The sequence below is a fragment of the Bradyrhizobium sp. SZCCHNPS1003 genome, assembly GCF_032381555.1.
Taxonomy (GTDB): Bacteria; Pseudomonadota; Alphaproteobacteria; order Rhizobiales; family Xanthobacteraceae; genus Bradyrhizobium.
In genome coordinates, this window is the sequence record NZ_JAUHIU010000002.1 from 228,991 (window position 1) to 244,936 (window position 15,946).

Genomic DNA, 15,946 nt, shown 5'->3' on the forward strand with positions numbered 1-15,946 from the left:
GCTCCGCGGCATGCAGGCAGGCCGGGCGGGACGCTAGACCCGCCTTGCCCGCGATCTGGCCTGCGCGGCGGCCACCAGCATGCGCTCGGCGATGTCACGCAGCTCGCTGACCGCGATTGGATCGGAGGCGGCGAACGCGTCATAGGAGTCGGTTGCGATCGGAAACCAGCGGTAGAAGCGGGCCTCCTCATAGAGCACCCGGACAGCGGCATCGATCTCGGCTGGCATTGTTGCGGGATATTGCATGCCCATCCATCCGGACTGGTGGGATCAGTGATGATCGCTGTGATCGGGCAGGCCGAGGCCGAACACTTTCACCAGATCGTCGACCTGCTGCGGCGAGAGGTGACGTGGGTTGAGCCCGCGCAGCAGCAGATACAGCTTTGCGGTCTCCTCGAGCTCCTCCATCGCGAACACGGCGGCTTCCAGCGTATCGCCGGACACCACCGGCCCGTGATTGGCGAGCAGCACCGAGGCGTATTTGCCGGCGAGACCCTTGATGGCATCGGCTACCGCGGGATCGCCGGGACGATGATAGGGCACCAGCGCGGTCTGACCGCAGCGCATTAAATAATAAGGTGTCAGCGGCGGCAGCGCGGCGCGCGGATCGATGTCCGGCAGCATCGAGATCGCGACCGAATGGGTCGAGTGCAGATGCACCACGGCGCGGGCAGCATCGCGCGTCTGGTACAGCGCGGTGTGCAGCGGCACCTCCTTGGTCGGCGCGTCGCCCGAGACCAGCTTTCCCGCGGCATCGAGCCGCGACAAACGGGCCGGATCGAGGAAGCCGAGCGAGGCATTGGTCGGCGTGACCAGCCAGCCGCCATCATCGAGCCGCACGCTGATGTTGCCGGAAGAGCCCGGCGTCAGCCCGCGCTCGAACAGCGAGCGGCCGAACCGGCAGATGGCCTCGCGAATCGCAGTTTCCGCCACGGGACTTTCCTCGCATTTCGCTCTTTGGCCGCTTTGTCTCACGCTTTGGCAACGCGGCCAAGCCGTGATACCCAGAGTGCAGTCCGGGGCAACCGGACGTCACCAGGAAACGCTTCAGGGATCTGCCGCATGCCGTCGCCATCGCAATTGAAAGTCGCCGTGATCGGGCTCGGCTCGATGGGGTTCGGCATGGCGACCTCGCTGAAACGCGCAGGCTTCGAGGTGACCGGATGCGATGTCTCGGCGGATGCCGTAGCGCGCCTCGTCGCCGACGGCGGCAAGGGCGCGGCGAGCCCGGCCGAGGCAGCGCGAGGTGCCGACATCGTGGTCAGTGTCGTCGTCAACGCGGCGCAGACGGAAGCCATCCTGTTCGGCCCCGGCGGTGCTGCCGAAACCATGCCGAAGGACTCCGTGTTCGTCTCCTCCGCGACCATGGACCCTGACGTCGCGCGGCGGCTCGCGAAGCAGCTCGAAGCCACCGGCCGGCACTACCTCGACGCGCCGATCTCCGGCGGCGCGCAGCGCGCCGCGCAAGGCGAGCTGACGATCCTGGCCTCGGGCAGCGCGGCTGCGTTTGCCAAGGCGCGGCCGGCGCTCGATGCGATGGCGGCCAAGCTCTATGAGCTCGGCGATGCGGCCGGGCAGGGCGCCGCGTTCAAGATGATCAACCAGCTGCTCGCCGGCGTGCACATCGCCGCTGCCAGCGAGGCCATCGCCTTCGCCGCCAAGCAGGGCCTCGACATCCGCAAGGTCTATGAGGTCATCACAGCCTCGGCCGGCAATTCCTGGATGTTCGAGAACCGCATGCCGCACGTCCTCGACGGCGACTACACGCCGCGCAGTGCGGTCGAGATCTTCGTCAAGGATCTCGGCATCATCCAGGACATGGCGCGCAGCCATCGTTTTCCGGTGCCCGTCTCGGCCGCCGCGCTGCAGATGTTCCTGATGACGTCGGCCGCCGGCATGGGCCGCGACGACGACGCCTCGGTGGCGCGGATGTATGCGCAGGTCACCGGCACGACGCTGCCGGGCTCCTCCAAGTAGCAGCACGACGAGTTTTCACGCCATGCCCCGTTTCGCCGCCAATCTCTCGATGATGTTCACCGAGCATCCGTTCCTCGACCGCTTCGCCGCCGCCGCCAAGGCCGGCTTCACCGCGGTCGAATTCCTGTTTCCCTATGATTATCCGGCCGAGGAGGTCGGCAAGCGGCTGCACGGCAACGGCCTGACGCAAGCGCTGTTCAACCTGCCGCCCGGCAACTGGGATGCCGGCGAGAAGGGCTTTGCCGCGCTGCCCCAGCGCTTCGATGATCTCAAGGCGAGCCTCGAGACGGCGCTGCCCTATGCCAAGGCCACCGGCGTGAAGCGGCTGCACCTGATGGCGGGGATTGCCGAGCGCAGCGATGCGAAGGCGGTCGAGGCGTACTACAAGTCGGTGGCATGGACGGCCGAGTTCTTCGCGCCCCATGGCTTCGACGTCGTCATCGAGCCGATCAATGCGCGCAACGTGCCCGGCTACTTCCTCAACGATTTCGGCTTCGCCCGCGATCTCATCCGCGAGCTGAAGATTCCCAATCTCAAGCTGCAGTTCGACATCTATCACTGCCAGATCATCCATGGCGACGTCACCATGCGGCTGCGCGAGATGATGGACATCATCGGCCACATCCAGATCGCCAGCATCCCCTCGCGCAACGAGCCCGACGGCGAGGAGCTGAACTATCCGTTCCTGTTCGCCGAGCTCGACCGGCTCGGCTATGCCGGCTTCGTCGGCTGCGAGTACAATCCGCGCGGTCGCACCGAGGACGGGCTCGGCTGGTTTGCGCCCTACAAGGGAGTGAAGCCGTGACCTTGAAACTCGGCTGCATCGCCGATGACTACACCGGCGCCTCCGACCTCGCCAACACCTTGACTCGCGCCGGCCTGCGCACGGTGCAGACGATCGGCGTGCCGGCTGATGACCTCACGCTGCCGGAGGTCGATGCCGTCGTGGTGTCGCTGAAGAGCCGGTCGATCGAGGCTTCGTTCGCCGTGGCCCGCTCACGCGAGGCCGACAAATGGCTGCGCGCACGGGGTGCCGACCACGTGCTGTTCAAGATCTGCTCGACGTTCGATTCCACCGACGCCGGCAATATCGGCCCTGTCATGGACGCGCTCGCCGGTGATGCGGGCGACGGCATCGTGCTGGTGACCCCGGCCTTCCCGGAAACCAGGCGGACCGTCTATCAAGGCAACCTCTTCGTCGGCAGCGTGCCGCTCAACGAGAGCCCGCTCAAGGATCATCCGCTCAACCCGATGCACGACGCCAATCTGGTGCGCGTGCTGGCGCGCCAGAGCCGCAGGAAAATCGGCTTGGTCGACCTCGCCGCCGTCGTGCACGGGCCGGAGGCGATCGGCCACAGGCTGCAGGAATTGGCCGCGCAGGGCATTGGTGCGGCGATCGTCGATGCCGTGTTCGACGCCGACCTGATTGCGATCGGCGCGGCCGCCTTGAAGAACCGGGTCTCTGTCGGCGCGTCCGGCATCGGGCTCGGGCTGGCGCGCGCTTTGGTCGAGGCCGGGCACGTGCATGCCCACGGCTTGGCGCATCACGCGGATGCGCCCGTCGGCGGCATGGCCGCCTGCCTCGCCGGAAGCTGCTCGCAGGCGACGCTGCAGCAGATCGCGCAGGCCGAGACCATCATGCCGGTGCTGCATCTCGATGCGGCGGGCCTGGTCGCCGGTCCGGACGAGGCGCAGCGCGCGCTGGCCTGGGCGCGTGAGCGCATTGCCAAGGGGCCTGTGCTGATTGCCTCCAGCGCGACGCCGGATCAGGTCAGCGCGCTGCAATCCAGGCACGGCCGCGAAGCGGCGGGGCACGCCATCGAGCAGGCGATGGCCGATCTCGCCGAGGGGCTGATTGAGGCCGGCGTGCGGCGGTTGATCGTCGCCGGCGGCGAGACCTCGGGCGCCGTCGTTGACCGGCTGGGGATTCCCGGCTTCCTCGTTGGTCCAGAGATCGCGGCCGGTGTGCCGGTGCTTCGCGCAATCGGCGCACAGGGCGGCGACATGCTGCTGGCGCTGAAGTCCGGCAATTTCGGCGGGCCGCAGTTCTTCGCCGACGCGCTCGGGCTGATGCGCTAACTGCGCGTCAGCCGACTGCCGGCTGCGTCGGCCTGTGCCGGATTTTGGAACGACGTGCTGGGCCTCGGTCCCGATCTCATCATCTGCTTAGTTTGTGAGCCGTCGCTCGGCACGGCAGCGCCGCCGTGCCGCCATAAGCATCGGGACGCACACTGAAAAAGCAGAAGTTTTTTGCGTGTAATGCCCGATAACTCCCGTAAATTAACGGTCTCTAGGGACCTCACCGCTATACCTCCGGTACGGACCGTCGCGTGACGCGTCCATCTGTGGGTAGGGCAATGAAACTGAATCGGATCGGCTACAAACTCGGGCTTGCTGGCGCCATCGGCGCATCTCTCGCGGTCGGCATGATCGCAAATCAGATGATTGCCGAGAGAGCGGTCAACGAAGCCAATCAGCGGGCGGAGAGCTCCCGGCGCGTGGTCGAGAGCGTCATGTCGGCCAGCATCAACATGCAGCAGACCCAGCTCGCGGGCCGCTCGGCCCGGCTGGCGCGGGTGCCGGCCGATGCCGAGAAGGCCGCTGCCGACATTCAGCAGTTCTCGGCCGCGATGGTCACGGACATCGACGGCGCCCTTGCGAACGTGGCGACGGCCGAAAATCGGTCTCGGCTGAGCCGGCTCAAGGAGCTGATGACGAACTACGCCGCCGGCGCGGTGGAGCTTGCCCAGGCGCAGAAGGCGCTGCTGCTGCAGATCGACAAGCGGAGCGCGGTCTCCAACGAGTGGACCAACGGTCTCAAGGCGCTGCTCGCCTCGCCGGCGCTGCCGAAGCTTGCCTTCCGCGAGCGCGTCGAGCGGCAGCTTCATGCGGCCGATGCCAAGCTGAACTACATGCGGTCCCAGGCCTGGCGGTTCGGCATGACCGGGGATGCCGTGACGATCGCGCATCTGAAGCAGACGGTGCCGATCCTGAAGAGCTCGCTGACCGATGCCCGCATGCTGGCCGATGACCGCGAGATCCAGGCGACGATCAGCAAGCTCAACGGCATCGCGTCGGACTTCGTCGCTGCGAACGACGAGGTGGTCAAGATCGAAGGAATCAAGGAAGCGGTGCTGCGCGACCGTACGCTGGTCTATCTCGGCGAGGCCGGCGAGCTCATGACGGCAGCGATCCAGGATGCCCGCGCGCGCAACGCCAGCGCAAGATATGATGCCGACGAGGTGGCCGCGCAGGCGAGCCGCATCATGCTAATCGTCGGACTGGCCGTCCTGGCATCGGTGCTCAGCTCGGTCGTGTTCTCGTTCCTCGGGATCGCCCGTCCGTTGACCCGGCTCAATGCGGCGCTCGGCGAGATGGCGCGTGGCCGGCTCGACATCGTCATCCCCGGTGCATCGCGCGGCGACGAGATCGGCGATCTTGCCAAGACCGTGACGGTGATCCGGGGCAACGCGGAGGAGAAGGCGCGTGCCGAGGCCGAAACGAAGAATGCACAGGACGCGATCGCGGCGCGCCAGCGCAAGGCCGACATGCAGCGGCTGGCCGAGCAGTTCGAAGCCGCGGTCGGCGAAATCGTGAACACCGTCTCGTCGGCCTCGAGCCAGCTCGAGCAGTCAGCCACCACGCTGACCCAGGCCGCGACGCGCTCGCAGGGCTTGACGACGGCGGTTGCGTCCGCCTCGGAGGAAGCCACGACCAACGTCCAGTCGGTGGCGTCTGCGACCGAGCAGATGGCCTCTTCGGTCACCGAGATCAGCCGCCAGGTGCAGGAATCGGCGCGCATCGCCAACGACGCCGTCGGCCAGGCCCGCACCACGACCGGGCGTGTCAGCGAGCTGTCCAAGGCGGCCACCCGCATCGGCGATGTCGTCGAACTGATCAACACGATTGCCGGCCAGACCAACCTGCTGGCGCTCAACGCCACCATCGAGGCGGCGCGCGCCGGCGACGCCGGCCGCGGCTTCGCGGTCGTCGCCTCCGAGGTCAAGGCGCTGGCGGAGCAGACCGCGAAGGCAACCGGCGAGATCGGCCAGCAGATCTCGAGCATCCAGGTCGCGACGCAGGAGTCGGTCAGCGCCATCAAGGAGATCTCCTCCACGATCGAGAAGCTGTCGGAAATCTCCTCGACCATCGCAGCGGCTGTCGAAGAGCAGGGTGCGGCGACGCAGGAGATCTCACGCAACGTTCAGCAGGCCGCGCATGGCACGCAGCAGGTCTCGTCCAACATCGCCGATGTCGAGCGCGGCGCGGCCGAGACCGGGTCGGCCTCGGCCCAGGTGCTCTCAGCGGCACAGGCGCTGTCCGGCGACAGCAATCGCCTCAAGCAGGAGGTCGCGAGCTTCCTCGGCTCGGTGCGGGCGGCGTAACGCTGAGCAGCGGAAGCGACGAACTGCTGGTCGCGCGGGGGATTGGAAGGCCGGAGCATCGAACGCTCCGGCCTTCTGCATTTTCTGGCCCAACAGGGACAGTCCGCGGTCCCGTCGCCCGCGGCTTTTCTGTTCGCGCTACATCGACGCCGGAAAACTAACCTGCGTAGTCAATCTGCGTTTTTAACTTGCGTTAAGAATAGGCGTGTAGGGTCTGGTCATTCGCGGCCAACGCGCAGTCGAGCCCCACGGGCAAACGGCGCTTCTCTCGTTCGGTCGCACGGCATGAGATGACGCGCCGCACGGCCAAGCCGGAGCGCGTTACCGATCTGGACGGGCAACGATCACTTTTCGATCGCTGCTCCGTATTTGCACGGACATGGTCTTAACCAGACTTAATTTTGGCTCCCGTAGCTTCCACGCGTGGGCTGCGGGCCCGTTTGCGTGACGACGAGGCGAGCCCACGCCCGTCGACGTGATCTGTCCCCGAGCGCCCCCAGCATGAGTCGCGCCGTGGAGACCGACATGTCCTTTGCAATGCCCCATCGCCTCAAGCTCACCATCGGGATCAAGATCTATGCCCTGATCGGTCTGAGCTTCCTCGGCCTGATCGGCCTGACTGCCTTCAATTCCCGCGAGCTCGCCGCAGGCCTCAAGCAGCAGAAGCAGCTCGAGCTCCGGCATCTGACCGAGCTCGCGCTCGGCATCTTCGCCGAGGAGCATGCGGCCGCGCAGAAGGGGACGATCTCGGTCGCCGAGGCGCAGAAGCGCGCTCTCGAGCGCGCCTCCCAGCTGCGCTATGGCGGCAACGAGTATTTCTTCGTCACGGACATGACCGCGAAGATGCTGATGCATCCGATCTCGACCAAGCTGGTCGGGCAGGACGTCGCGGACATGAAGGATCCGAACGGCAAGAAGCTGTTTATTGAGATGATCGATGTGGTTCGCCAGCATGGCCGCGGCTTCGTCGACTACGATTGGCCGAAGCCCGGCTCCGAGACGCCGCAGCCCAAGCTGACCCATGTCGCGGGGTTCGCACCCTGGAATTGGCTGGTCGGAACCGGCGTTTATATCGATGACCTCTCGGCGCAGGCCTGGGCCTCGACGCGGCAGTCGTTGACGGCGGCCGGAATCGTGCTGCTGATCCTGCTCGTCGTGTCGACGCTCGTCGGGCGCGGCATCACCAACCCGCTGCATCGCATGACCAGCGCGATGAAGAGCCTCGCCGGCGGCCGTCTCGACGTCGAGGTCCCCGGCGTGGGACGCGGCGACGAGATCGGCGAGATGGCCGGCGCCGTCGAGGTGTTCAAGAGCAATGCGGTCGCACGTCACGCGCTGGAAGCGGAGCAGAAGGAAGCCGAGCAGCGGGCGCTGGCCCGCCGCAAGGCCGACATGCACAAGATGGCCGACGACTTCGAAAGCGCCGTTGGCGAGATCGTCGAGACGGTCTCGTCGGCTTCGTCCAGACTGGAAGTGTCGGCGGACACGTTGAGCAAGACGGCGGTCCGCGCCGGCGAGCTCGCAACCACGGTGGCGGCCGCGTCGGAGGAAGCGTCCACCAACGTGCAATCCGTCGCCTCGGCCACCGAGGAGATGACGTCCTCGGTCACCGAGATCGGCCGCCAGGTGCATGAATCGGCGCGCATGGCCAATGAAGCGGTCGAGCAGGCGAAGAAGACCAACGAGCGGGTGAGCGAACTGTCGCGCGCGGCGAGCCGCATCGGCGACGTGGTCGAGCTGATCAACAGCATTGCCGGGCAGACCAATCTGCTGGCGCTGAACGCCACCATCGAGGCGGCGCGTGCCGGCGAGGCGGGGCGGGGCTTTGCCGTGGTCGCCGCCGAGGTCAAGGCGCTGGCGGAGCAGACCGCCAAGGCGACCGACGAGATCGGCCAGCAGGTGGCCGGCATCCAGGCGGCGACACAGGAATCGGTCGCGGCGATCAGGCTGATCTCCGGCAGCATCGAGCGGCTGTCGGAGGTTTCCTCGACGATTGCTGCCGCCGTCGAAGAGCAGAACGCCGCGACCAAGGAAATCTCGCGCAACGTGCAGCAGGCGGCGCACGGCACGCAGCAGGTTTCCGTCAACATCACCGACGTGCAGCGCGGCGCGACCGAGACCGGCTCGGCGTCGACCCAGGTGCTGGAGGCGGCCCAGGGTCTGTCGACAGACAGCAACCGCCTCAAGCGCGAGGTCAGCCGCTTCCTGCAGACGGTCCGCGCGGCCTGAGAGGCCGACAGCAATCTCATCAGCTAAATCAGCGATCCAACCAACGTGTCTCAACGAGTTTGAAGCTCCGCCATGATCACCTTTCTTGACTTCCGGCCCCGCCACGAGGTGGTAAGCCGGATGCGATCGTTCGCGAATTCCTCGGCGATCATCCTCGCCCTCATGTTCACTACATCGATCCATGCAGCGCCCGGCGACAACCTCGCCGTCGTGCGCGACCTCAGTGGCAGGATCGGTCCCGTCATCGGGGGGGCCCTTGCCTGCAGCGATATCCCTCGGCCGCGTATCCAAGCCATCATCGGCAAGTTCCAGGCCGTCATCCGGGAGGCCTCGAACAACGACGGCGATCGAAACGAGCTGACGCGCCAGTTCGACCGCTTCATCGCCGACGGTCGCGCGGCCGTGGCGAGTGGCCGCCAGGACTGCCGACGGGCCGAGCTCCAGCTCGGAGACATCGAGCGATCGATCGGCGCACCGGCAACGGCGGCCGGCGCGCTGCCGGATGCGACGCTCCCGGTCGCTGCGGCTGGTGTGACGAGTGCTGTGCCTGCTCCATCGGTTCGCGGCGTCACGGAGCGTGACATCACGTTCGGCAGCGTCTTGCCGCTGTCGGGCGCGAACAAGGAATCAGGACGTCTGCTCAAGGTCGGTATCGAAGCCGCCTTCAACCATGCCAACGACACCGGCGGTGTCAATGGCCGGATGCTCAAGCTCGCCGTCGCCGATGACGGCTATGATCCGAACCGCACACTCGATGCCATGAAGCAGCTCTACGAGAAGGAGCGCGTGTTCGGCTTCGTCGGCAGTTTCGGGACCGTGACCGCGGCCGTTGCCATTCCATATTCGCTCGAGCGCCGGATGCTGTTCTTCAGCCCCTACACCGGTGCGAATGTCTCGCGCCACGATCCGCCGGACCGCTACGTCTTCAACTATCGCCCGAGCTATTCGGAAGAAGCCGATGCGCTGGTCCGTTACCTGGTGAAGCTGCGCCGAGTGCCGCCGCGCCAGATCGCGCTGTTCGCGCAGGACGATTCGTTCGGGGATGCAGGCTTTGCCGGCGTGGCGAAGGCATTTCGCGTCCTGGGCCTCAGCGACGCTGCGATCCTGCGCGTCAACTACACCCGCAACACCGTGGATGTGGAGCCCGCGATCAACCAGCTCAAGGCACAGAAGGTGCCCGTCCGTGCGGTCATCATGGTCGCAACCTCGCGCGCGGCAGCGAAGTTCATCGAAAAGGCGCGCGACGCGCTTCCCGGCGTCGTCTTCGTCAATGTGTCGGCGGTCGGTGCATCGGCGCTTGCCAACGAGCTCATGCTGCTTGGTTCGCGATACGCCACCGGGGTCATCGTGACCCAGACCGTTCCCGCCGTCTCCGGCTATTCGAGCGTGGTGCTCGACTACAAGGCCGCGCTGGCGAAGCATTTCCCCGGCGAGCCACCGGACTACACCTCGCTCGAGGGCTACATCGAGGCGAGCATCCTAATTCAAGCCCTGAAGAAGGCCGGTCCGCAGCTCGATACCGAGCGGTTGATCGATACCCTCGAGTCGATGCGTAACATCGATCTCGGTCTTGGAGCCTTGCTCAACTTCGGCCCCGCCGAACATCAGGCCTCGCACAAGATCTGGGGCACGGCGCTCGACGAGACCGGCGCCTATCAGGCGATCGAGCTGGAGTGACCCGCGGCGCGGGATAAAAAGGGGGAGCGAGCGCCAGCATGTGCGGCCCATGGCGGCCGCATCGCAAGCGCGAGATGCAGCAGCTCGCAATCATCGAGATGCTGTCGGAGATTTCTTCGGCCATCGGCCGCAGATGCCGTCGGGCGACACCACCCCCTCAGGCGCGAGGTCGGACGTTTCCTGGTCGCGTCGGCCACCGAGGAGCTGTCCTCCTCGGCGACCGAGATCAGCCGCCAGGTGCCGGAATCGGCCCGCATCGCGAGCGAGGCCGTCAACCGGGCGCGGCGGACAAACGACCAGGTGAGCGAGCTGTCCAAGGCCGCCGCGCGGATCGGCGACGTCGTCGAGCTCATCAACACCATCGCCGGCCAGACCAACCTGCTGGTGCTCAAGGCCACCATCGAAGCGGCGCGCGCCGGCGAAGCCGGCCGCGGCGTCGCGGTGGTTGCCACCGAGGTCAAGGCGCTGGCCGGGCAGACCTCGAAGGCGACCGGCGAGATCGGTCAGCAGATTTCCGGCATCCAGAGCGCGACCCAGGAATCGGTCGGCGCCATCAAGGAGATTTCCGGCACCATCGAGCGGCTCTCGGAGATCGCCTCGACCATCGCTGCTGCGGTCGAGGAGCAGGGGGCGGCGACGCAGGAGATTTCCCGCAACGTCCAGCACGCCCCGCAGGGCACCAAGGACGTCTGGTCCAACATCATCGAGGTGCAGGGCGGCGCCAATGAAACCGGCTCCGCCTCGTCCGAGGTGTCGTCCGCCGCGCAGGCGCTGTCGTCCGACAGCAACCGGTTGAAGGCCGAAGTCAGCCGATTCCTGGAGACCGTCCGCGCCGCCTGAGCGCGCACGGCCGCCGATGATAAAGGGGCGCGGCTGCGAAAGCCGCCCTTTTGCTTTGCCGGCCGGACAACGGCAATCGCCCGTGAATGGGGGCCAGCGATCCGTATTTCAACGGTTGCGGCACTTTATCTTAGGTTAATCGGCGACTGCGACAATGGACGCATCGTTTGCAGCAAAATTAGCCATGCCGATGCCGGCATGGCTCGAAAGACTCGCCATGCGTAAGAATTTGCCGGTCACCAACGTCGAGTATCCGATCACGGATGACACGCTGATCGTGTCCAAGACCGACACGAAGGGCAAGCTGACCTTCTTCAACCAGGATTTTGTCGACGCGGCCGGCTTCACCGAAGCCGAGCTGATGGGGCAGCCGCACAACATCGTGCGTCATCCCGACATGCCGCCTGAAGCCTTCGACAATCTCTGGACCACGCTCAAGGCCGGCCGACCCTGGGTCGGCGCGGTCAAGAACCGCCGCAAGAACGGCGACTATTACTGGGTGCTGGCGACGGCGTCGCCGATTTGCAAAGACGGCCAAGTCGTCGGCTACACCTCGGTGCGCACCAAGCTGCCCGCCGACCAGCGCGCGGAGGCCGAGCAGGTCTATGCGGCGATCCGCGAAAAGCGGCCACATGGTTACAAGATCGACGACGGCATCGTCCGCCGCCGCTCGGTGTTCGACCATCTCTCGATGTTCACCGGCACGATCGCGGCAAGGCTGCGAACGCTGGTCGGATTGCAGACGCTGTTCCTGCTCGTGCTTGGCGTCATCTCGTTCGGGGAGGGCGGGCTCGTCGGAATGACCGCCGTGGCGATTGCTGCCGCTGGTGTCGTGCTGTGTGGTCTGGTTGGGCTGCGTACGATGAACGTGATCGTGGCGCCGCTCGATCATCTGAACGAGACGATGGAGAGCATCACCCAGGGCACGCTCGACACCCGCATGCGCATCGAGCGCGACGACGAGATCGGCCGCGCCTTGCGTAACCTGCAGACCGTTCAAACGATGGTGCGGTTCAACGACAGGGAGCTCGGAGAGCAGGAGCGGCGCGCAGCCGCCGCGCGCAAGCGGGAGATGTCGGAGCTCGCCAACGGTTTCGAAGGCGCCATCGGCAACATCGTCAATACGGTGTCCTCGGCCTCCAGCGAGCTCGAGAGCTCGGCCAACTCGCTGTCGAGCACCGCCGTGCGGGGGCAGGAGCTTTCCACCACTGTTGCCGCGGCCTCCGAAGAGGCGTCGGCCAATGTTCAGGCCGTGGCGTCGGCGACTGAGGAGCTCACCTCGTCGGTCCGTGAGATCAGCCGCCAGGTGCAGGAGTCCGCGCGCATCGCTTCCGACGCGGTCGAGCAGGCACGCCGCACCAATGATCGTGTCGGCGAGCTGTCGAAGGCGGCGACCCGCATTGGCGACGTCGTCGAGCTGATCAACACGATCGCCGGGCAGACCAATCTGCTGGCGCTCAATGCCACCATCGAGGCCGCGCGGGCGGGCGAGGCTGGCCGCGGCTTTGCCGTCGTCGCCTCCGAGGTCAAGGCGCTGGCCGAGCAGACTGCAAAGGCGACCGGCGAGATCGGCCAACAGATTTCCGGCATCCAGGGGGCCACGCAGGAGTCGGTCGGCGCCATCAGGGAGATCTCGACGACGATCGAGCGGCTGTCGGAGATCGCCGCGACGGTGGCGGCCGCGGTCGAGGAGCAGGGCGCAGCGACCGCCGAGATCTCGCGCAACATCCAGCACGCCGCCGCGGGTACACAGCAGGTGTCCGCCAACATCACCAACGTCCAGCGCGGCGCCAGCGAGACCGGCGACACCTCGGGGCAGGTGCTCAGCGCCGCGCGCCAGCTCTCCGGTGATAGCGAGCGTCTCAAGCAGGAGGTCGGCCGTTTCCTGCAATCGGTTCGCGCCGCCTGATCCGCGACATGACGAAGCCGGCGACAGCGGCCGAGATTGCCCGCTGTCGCGTCCGATAGTCGAACGGCACAGCCCCGACCGATAGCCGCGGGCACAGCCGATGACGCCGCGGCGAACCACGTCGACGTGGACGCTCATGCGTGCGCCGTTCGTCAGGCGGCGCCCCGCTCGACCGGATCATCCCCCACCGTTGCAGACTCCCCACACCTGACGCCCCGGCCAGAAAGGCCGTTGTGGCGCCATAATCCCGCTAAGGTGCAGAGATTAACTTGTGTTAGATATTTATTCAACCAGCGGTACATTTAGTGGCAGGCAATGTGATTGCGAGCAGACCTTCGCGCAGGACCCTGGTGCTAACGGCCGCGACGGCCGCGGTCGCCTTGGGTCTCGATGCGGGGCTTGCCGTGGTTGCCGCCAAGCCGCGCCGCCGCACTGAGGATCCCGCGCACGGCTATCGCCGGATCACGATCGGCGAGGCGGAGGTGATCGCCCTCTACGACGGTGTATGGGAAAAGCCGCACGAGGCCGGCTTCATCGACAATGCCAGCATCAGCGACGTGAAGGAAGCACTGCGCGCTGCGGGTCTGAGCCCCGCCTTCGTCCCGGTCCCGATCTCCACCTTCGTGGTGCGGCTGAAGGGCAAGACCGTGCTGTGCGATGCCGGCGGCGGCGGTCAGGTCCAGGGCTACAATTCCGACTCGATCTTCATTTCGGGCCGCCTGCTGGACAATCTGAAAGCAGCCGGCATTCGCCCGGAGGACATCGACACCATCCTGATCTCGCACTTCCATCCCGATCATATTTTCGGACTGCTCGGCGAGGACACCAACGCGCCGGTGTTTCCCTCCGCCGAGATCATCGTGGCTGCGGCCGAATACAAATTCTGGACCGATGCATCTCTGACCAGCCGGCTGCCGCCGTGGCGGCAGTCGCTGGCGCGCCGCATCCAGAGCGTGATCCCGGGCTGGAAGAACGTGCTGCCGGTCGAGGGCGAGGACGAGGTGGTGCCCGGCATCCGCTTCGTCAGCGTCCCCGGTCATACGCCGGGGCACACCGCGTTTCATCTCAGCTCCGGAGCGGAGCAACTGATGATCTCGGGCGACACCGCCTATGTGCCGGCGTTGTGCCTGCGCCATCCCGAATGGCACGGCGCCTATGACCAGGACGGCGCGGCTGCCGAGGTCAGCCGGCGCAGATTGCTCGATCGTATCGTTGCAGAAAAGATGTTGGTTTGTGGATCTCATTTTCCGTGGGCCGCGTTCGGTCGGCTCACCCGCGATGGCGCCCATTATGCGCTCGACCTGCTCCCCGCGTGATCCCGAACCGGCCTCGGAAGAGAGGCTCGGGATCGCGCCATGACGACGCATTATGAGGTGCTCGGCGTATCGCCGCGGGCCGATCTCGACACGATCAAGCGGGCGTTCCGCCAGGCCGCCAAGGCGCACCATCCCGACCTCCGGGGCGGCGCCGATCCGGCGTCGGAGCACCAGCTCAAGTTGATCATCGTCGCCTACAACGTGCTGCGCGACCCTGACCTGCGCGCCGAATACGACGCCCATCTTGCTTCTGAGCGCGACCGCGTCCGCCGCGAACGCTGGGACGCCATCCTGCAGTTCACAGCGGCGACCGCCGTGCTCAGCGCGATCCTGATCGGCCTCGAGATTCTGCTCTTGCCCTCCGCCGGTGATTGGATGAACAGGCCAGCGACGCGCTCGATCGTGACACCGTCGCCGCAGGCCCGATCGGGGCCGCAGCGCAAGGTCGCAGGTGAGACCGTCCCGGCGCCTGCCGTCCAGGACGCGACCGGAGCCGTGCTGCCGGTGCCGCCTCCGGAGGCGGAGGCCCCCGCGCTGTCTCCGCCGGCAGAGCCTAGAGCCGCAGAGCAGGTCGTCCCGGCTGCACCGACGACCGCCGCATCCTTCCTGAAGCGGGGGATGGACCGCAGCCGGCAGGGCGATCTCGAGCGCGCTGTCGCTGATTTCGACGAAGCGATCCGGCTCGCGCCCCGCAATGCCGATCTCTATCACTATCGCGCCAGGGATCTGGTCCGCATGGGCCGCATCGACCGCGCGCTTGGCGATTTTGAGCGGGCGATCCGGCTGGATCCGAACGACCCGGTGCTGTTTCACGATCGTGGCCTCGCGCTTCAGCGCAAGGGCGATCTCGACGAGGCCCTCGTCGATCTCGACCACGCCGTGCGCATGGGCTTCAGCGATGCCGGAATGTACAGCGACCGTGGCGCGGTGTGGCTGGCGAAGGGGCGCTACGACCGCGCGCTCGCCGACTTCAACCAGGCCCTCAAGCTGGATCCGGAATTGGCGATCGCGGCCGCACGGCGGGATGAGGCCCTCGCGCGCAGGCGCGACCGGCAATTGGCCGGCGACAACAGCGCGCCTCCGGCGGCGGCGGAGACCACGGGCACGGTGCCTGCCGACGCGAAGCCCAGGCGTAGCGGGCGCTGAGCGCCGGACCGTGATCTGCGCTCCGACATCCGGGAGACGGCGAGCAGCGTTGTGCTCACACCCGTCGGCGCGACCGTTCCATTGCGCGGCGGTCTGCGATCCAGGAGCGCGCCATGAGCGTTTACGTTTCCGTCACCGGCTTCCGCCCGCATCGCGGCCTCAATCGGCTGGCGCGATTCTGGTGGCACACGTTGCGCGCCGTCCGCCAGGCGCGTGCGGCTCCCGGGAATCTGCGCGTCGAGCTTCGTCAGGTGAATGGCATCTATCATACGCTGACGGTCTGGACCGACGAAGCCAGCATGCGCGCCTATGTCAGAAGCGGCGCGCACCGCCGCGCCATGATCGGCTTCCGCGACCTCGGCGGCGGCAGGACGCTCGGCTTCGTGGCGGACAGCGATCCTGATCCTGATTGGGACACGGCCTATGCGCGCTGGCAGCGTGACGCCCGGGAGGTGTGAGGCGACGGA

12 protein-coding genes and 1 pseudogene are annotated in these 15,946 nt (G+C 66.6%); 11 read left to right on the forward strand and 2 right to left on the reverse strand.

Annotation, left to right across the window (positions count from 1 at the left end; all coding sequences use genetic code 11):
• Positions 1 to 33: 33 nt before the first annotated feature.
• Complete coding sequence (locus QX126_RS04795; protein WP_315779612.1) at positions 34 to 246, reverse strand: hypothetical protein; 213 nt, start codon at positions 244 to 246, stop codon at positions 34 to 36.
• Between the two features lie 24 nt (positions 247 to 270).
• Positions 271 to 933, reverse strand: a complete 663-nt coding sequence (locus tag QX126_RS04800) for an aldolase (RefSeq protein WP_315779614.1) — start codon at positions 931 to 933, stop codon at positions 271 to 273.
• Between the two features lie 120 nt (positions 934 to 1,053).
• On the opposite strand from QX126_RS04800, the gene ltnD reads away from it, so the two are divergent.
• The 11 genes and pseudogenes from ltnD to QX126_RS04855 all read left to right on the forward strand — a co-directional run bounded on the left by ltnD (position 1,054) and on the right by QX126_RS04855 (position 15,937).
• A complete protein-coding gene (gene ltnD, locus QX126_RS04805; RefSeq protein ID WP_409997724.1) occupies positions 1,054 to 1,977 on the forward strand; it encodes an L-threonate dehydrogenase in 924 nt (307 codons plus the stop codon).
• A 22-nt stretch (positions 1,978 to 1,999) separates the two neighbouring features.
• A complete protein-coding gene (gene otnI, locus QX126_RS04810) occupies positions 2,000 to 2,782 on the forward strand; it encodes a 2-oxo-tetronate isomerase (protein WP_315779616.1) in 783 nt (260 codons plus the stop codon).
• Positions 2,779 to 4,056: a 3-oxo-tetronate kinase gene (gene otnK / locus QX126_RS04815; RefSeq protein WP_315779619.1), complete on the forward strand. Its 1,278-nt coding sequence runs from the start codon at positions 2,779 to 2,781 to the stop codon at positions 4,054 to 4,056. Before otnI ends, otnK begins: the two co-directional genes overlap by 4 nt.
• A gap of 278 nt (positions 4,057 to 4,334) precedes the next feature.
• Positions 4,335 to 6,362, forward strand: a complete 2,028-nt coding sequence (locus QX126_RS04820; RefSeq protein ID WP_315779621.1) for a HAMP domain-containing methyl-accepting chemotaxis protein — start codon at positions 4,335 to 4,337, stop codon at positions 6,360 to 6,362.
• A gap of 525 nt (positions 6,363 to 6,887) precedes the next feature.
• Positions 6,888 to 8,591: a methyl-accepting chemotaxis protein gene (locus QX126_RS04825; RefSeq protein WP_315737241.1), complete on the forward strand. Its 1,704-nt coding sequence runs from the start codon at positions 6,888 to 6,890 to the stop codon at positions 8,589 to 8,591.
• Positions 8,592 to 8,663: 72 nt separating this feature from the next.
• Positions 8,664 to 10,268 carry an ABC transporter substrate-binding protein gene (locus QX126_RS04830; RefSeq protein WP_315779622.1) on the forward strand — a complete coding sequence of 535 codons (1,605 nt, stop codon included), beginning with the start codon at positions 8,664 to 8,666 and terminating at the stop codon, positions 10,266 to 10,268.
• A gap of 183 nt (positions 10,269 to 10,451) precedes the next feature.
• A pseudogene (locus tag QX126_RS04835) lies at positions 10,452 to 11,108 on the forward strand (methyl-accepting chemotaxis protein); the annotation flags it as partial.
• Positions 11,109 to 11,325: 217 nt separating this feature from the next.
• Positions 11,326 to 13,017: a methyl-accepting chemotaxis protein gene (locus QX126_RS04840; protein WP_315776451.1), complete on the forward strand. Its 1,692-nt coding sequence runs from the start codon at positions 11,326 to 11,328 to the stop codon at positions 13,015 to 13,017.
• A gap of 350 nt (positions 13,018 to 13,367) precedes the next feature.
• Complete coding sequence (locus QX126_RS04845) at positions 13,368 to 14,333, forward strand: MBL fold metallo-hydrolase (protein WP_315737244.1); 966 nt, start codon at positions 13,368 to 13,370, stop codon at positions 14,331 to 14,333.
• 39 nt (positions 14,334 to 14,372) lie between these two features.
• Positions 14,373 to 15,479, forward strand: a complete 1,107-nt coding sequence (locus QX126_RS04850; protein WP_315779624.1) for a J domain-containing protein — start codon at positions 14,373 to 14,375, stop codon at positions 15,477 to 15,479.
• A 113-nt stretch (positions 15,480 to 15,592) separates the two neighbouring features.
• The gene (locus QX126_RS04855; protein WP_315779625.1) at positions 15,593 to 15,937 is read left to right on the forward strand and encodes an antibiotic biosynthesis monooxygenase; all 345 of its coding nucleotides are present in this window, start codon (positions 15,593 to 15,595) and stop codon (positions 15,935 to 15,937) included.
• The last annotated feature ends 9 nt before the right edge of the window (positions 15,938 to 15,946 follow it).

Excerpts from the sequence above, each read along its gene's own strand:
- QX126_RS04795 (WP_315779612.1), bottom strand. The coding sequence starts at position 246 with ATGCAATATCCCGCAACAATGCCAGCCGAGATCGATGCCGCTGTCCGG.
- otnI (WP_315779616.1), top strand. The coding sequence starts at position 2,000 with ATGCCCCGTTTCGCCGCCAATCTCTCGATGATGTTCACCGAGCATCCG.
- QX126_RS04820 (WP_315779621.1), top strand. The coding sequence starts at position 4,335 with ATGAAACTGAATCGGATCGGCTACAAACTCGGGCTTGCTGGCGCCATC.
- QX126_RS04825 (WP_315737241.1), top strand. The coding sequence starts at position 6,888 with ATGTCCTTTGCAATGCCCCATCGCCTCAAGCTCACCATCGGGATCAAG.
- QX126_RS04830 (WP_315779622.1), top strand. The coding sequence starts at position 8,664 with ATGATCACCTTTCTTGACTTCCGGCCCCGCCACGAGGTGGTAAGCCGG.
- QX126_RS04840 (WP_315776451.1), top strand. The coding sequence starts at position 11,326 with ATGCGTAAGAATTTGCCGGTCACCAACGTCGAGTATCCGATCACGGAT.
- QX126_RS04850 (WP_315779624.1), top strand. The coding sequence starts at position 14,373 with ATGACGACGCATTATGAGGTGCTCGGCGTATCGCCGCGGGCCGATCTC.
- QX126_RS04855 (WP_315779625.1), top strand. The coding sequence starts at position 15,593 with ATGAGCGTTTACGTTTCCGTCACCGGCTTCCGCCCGCATCGCGGCCTC.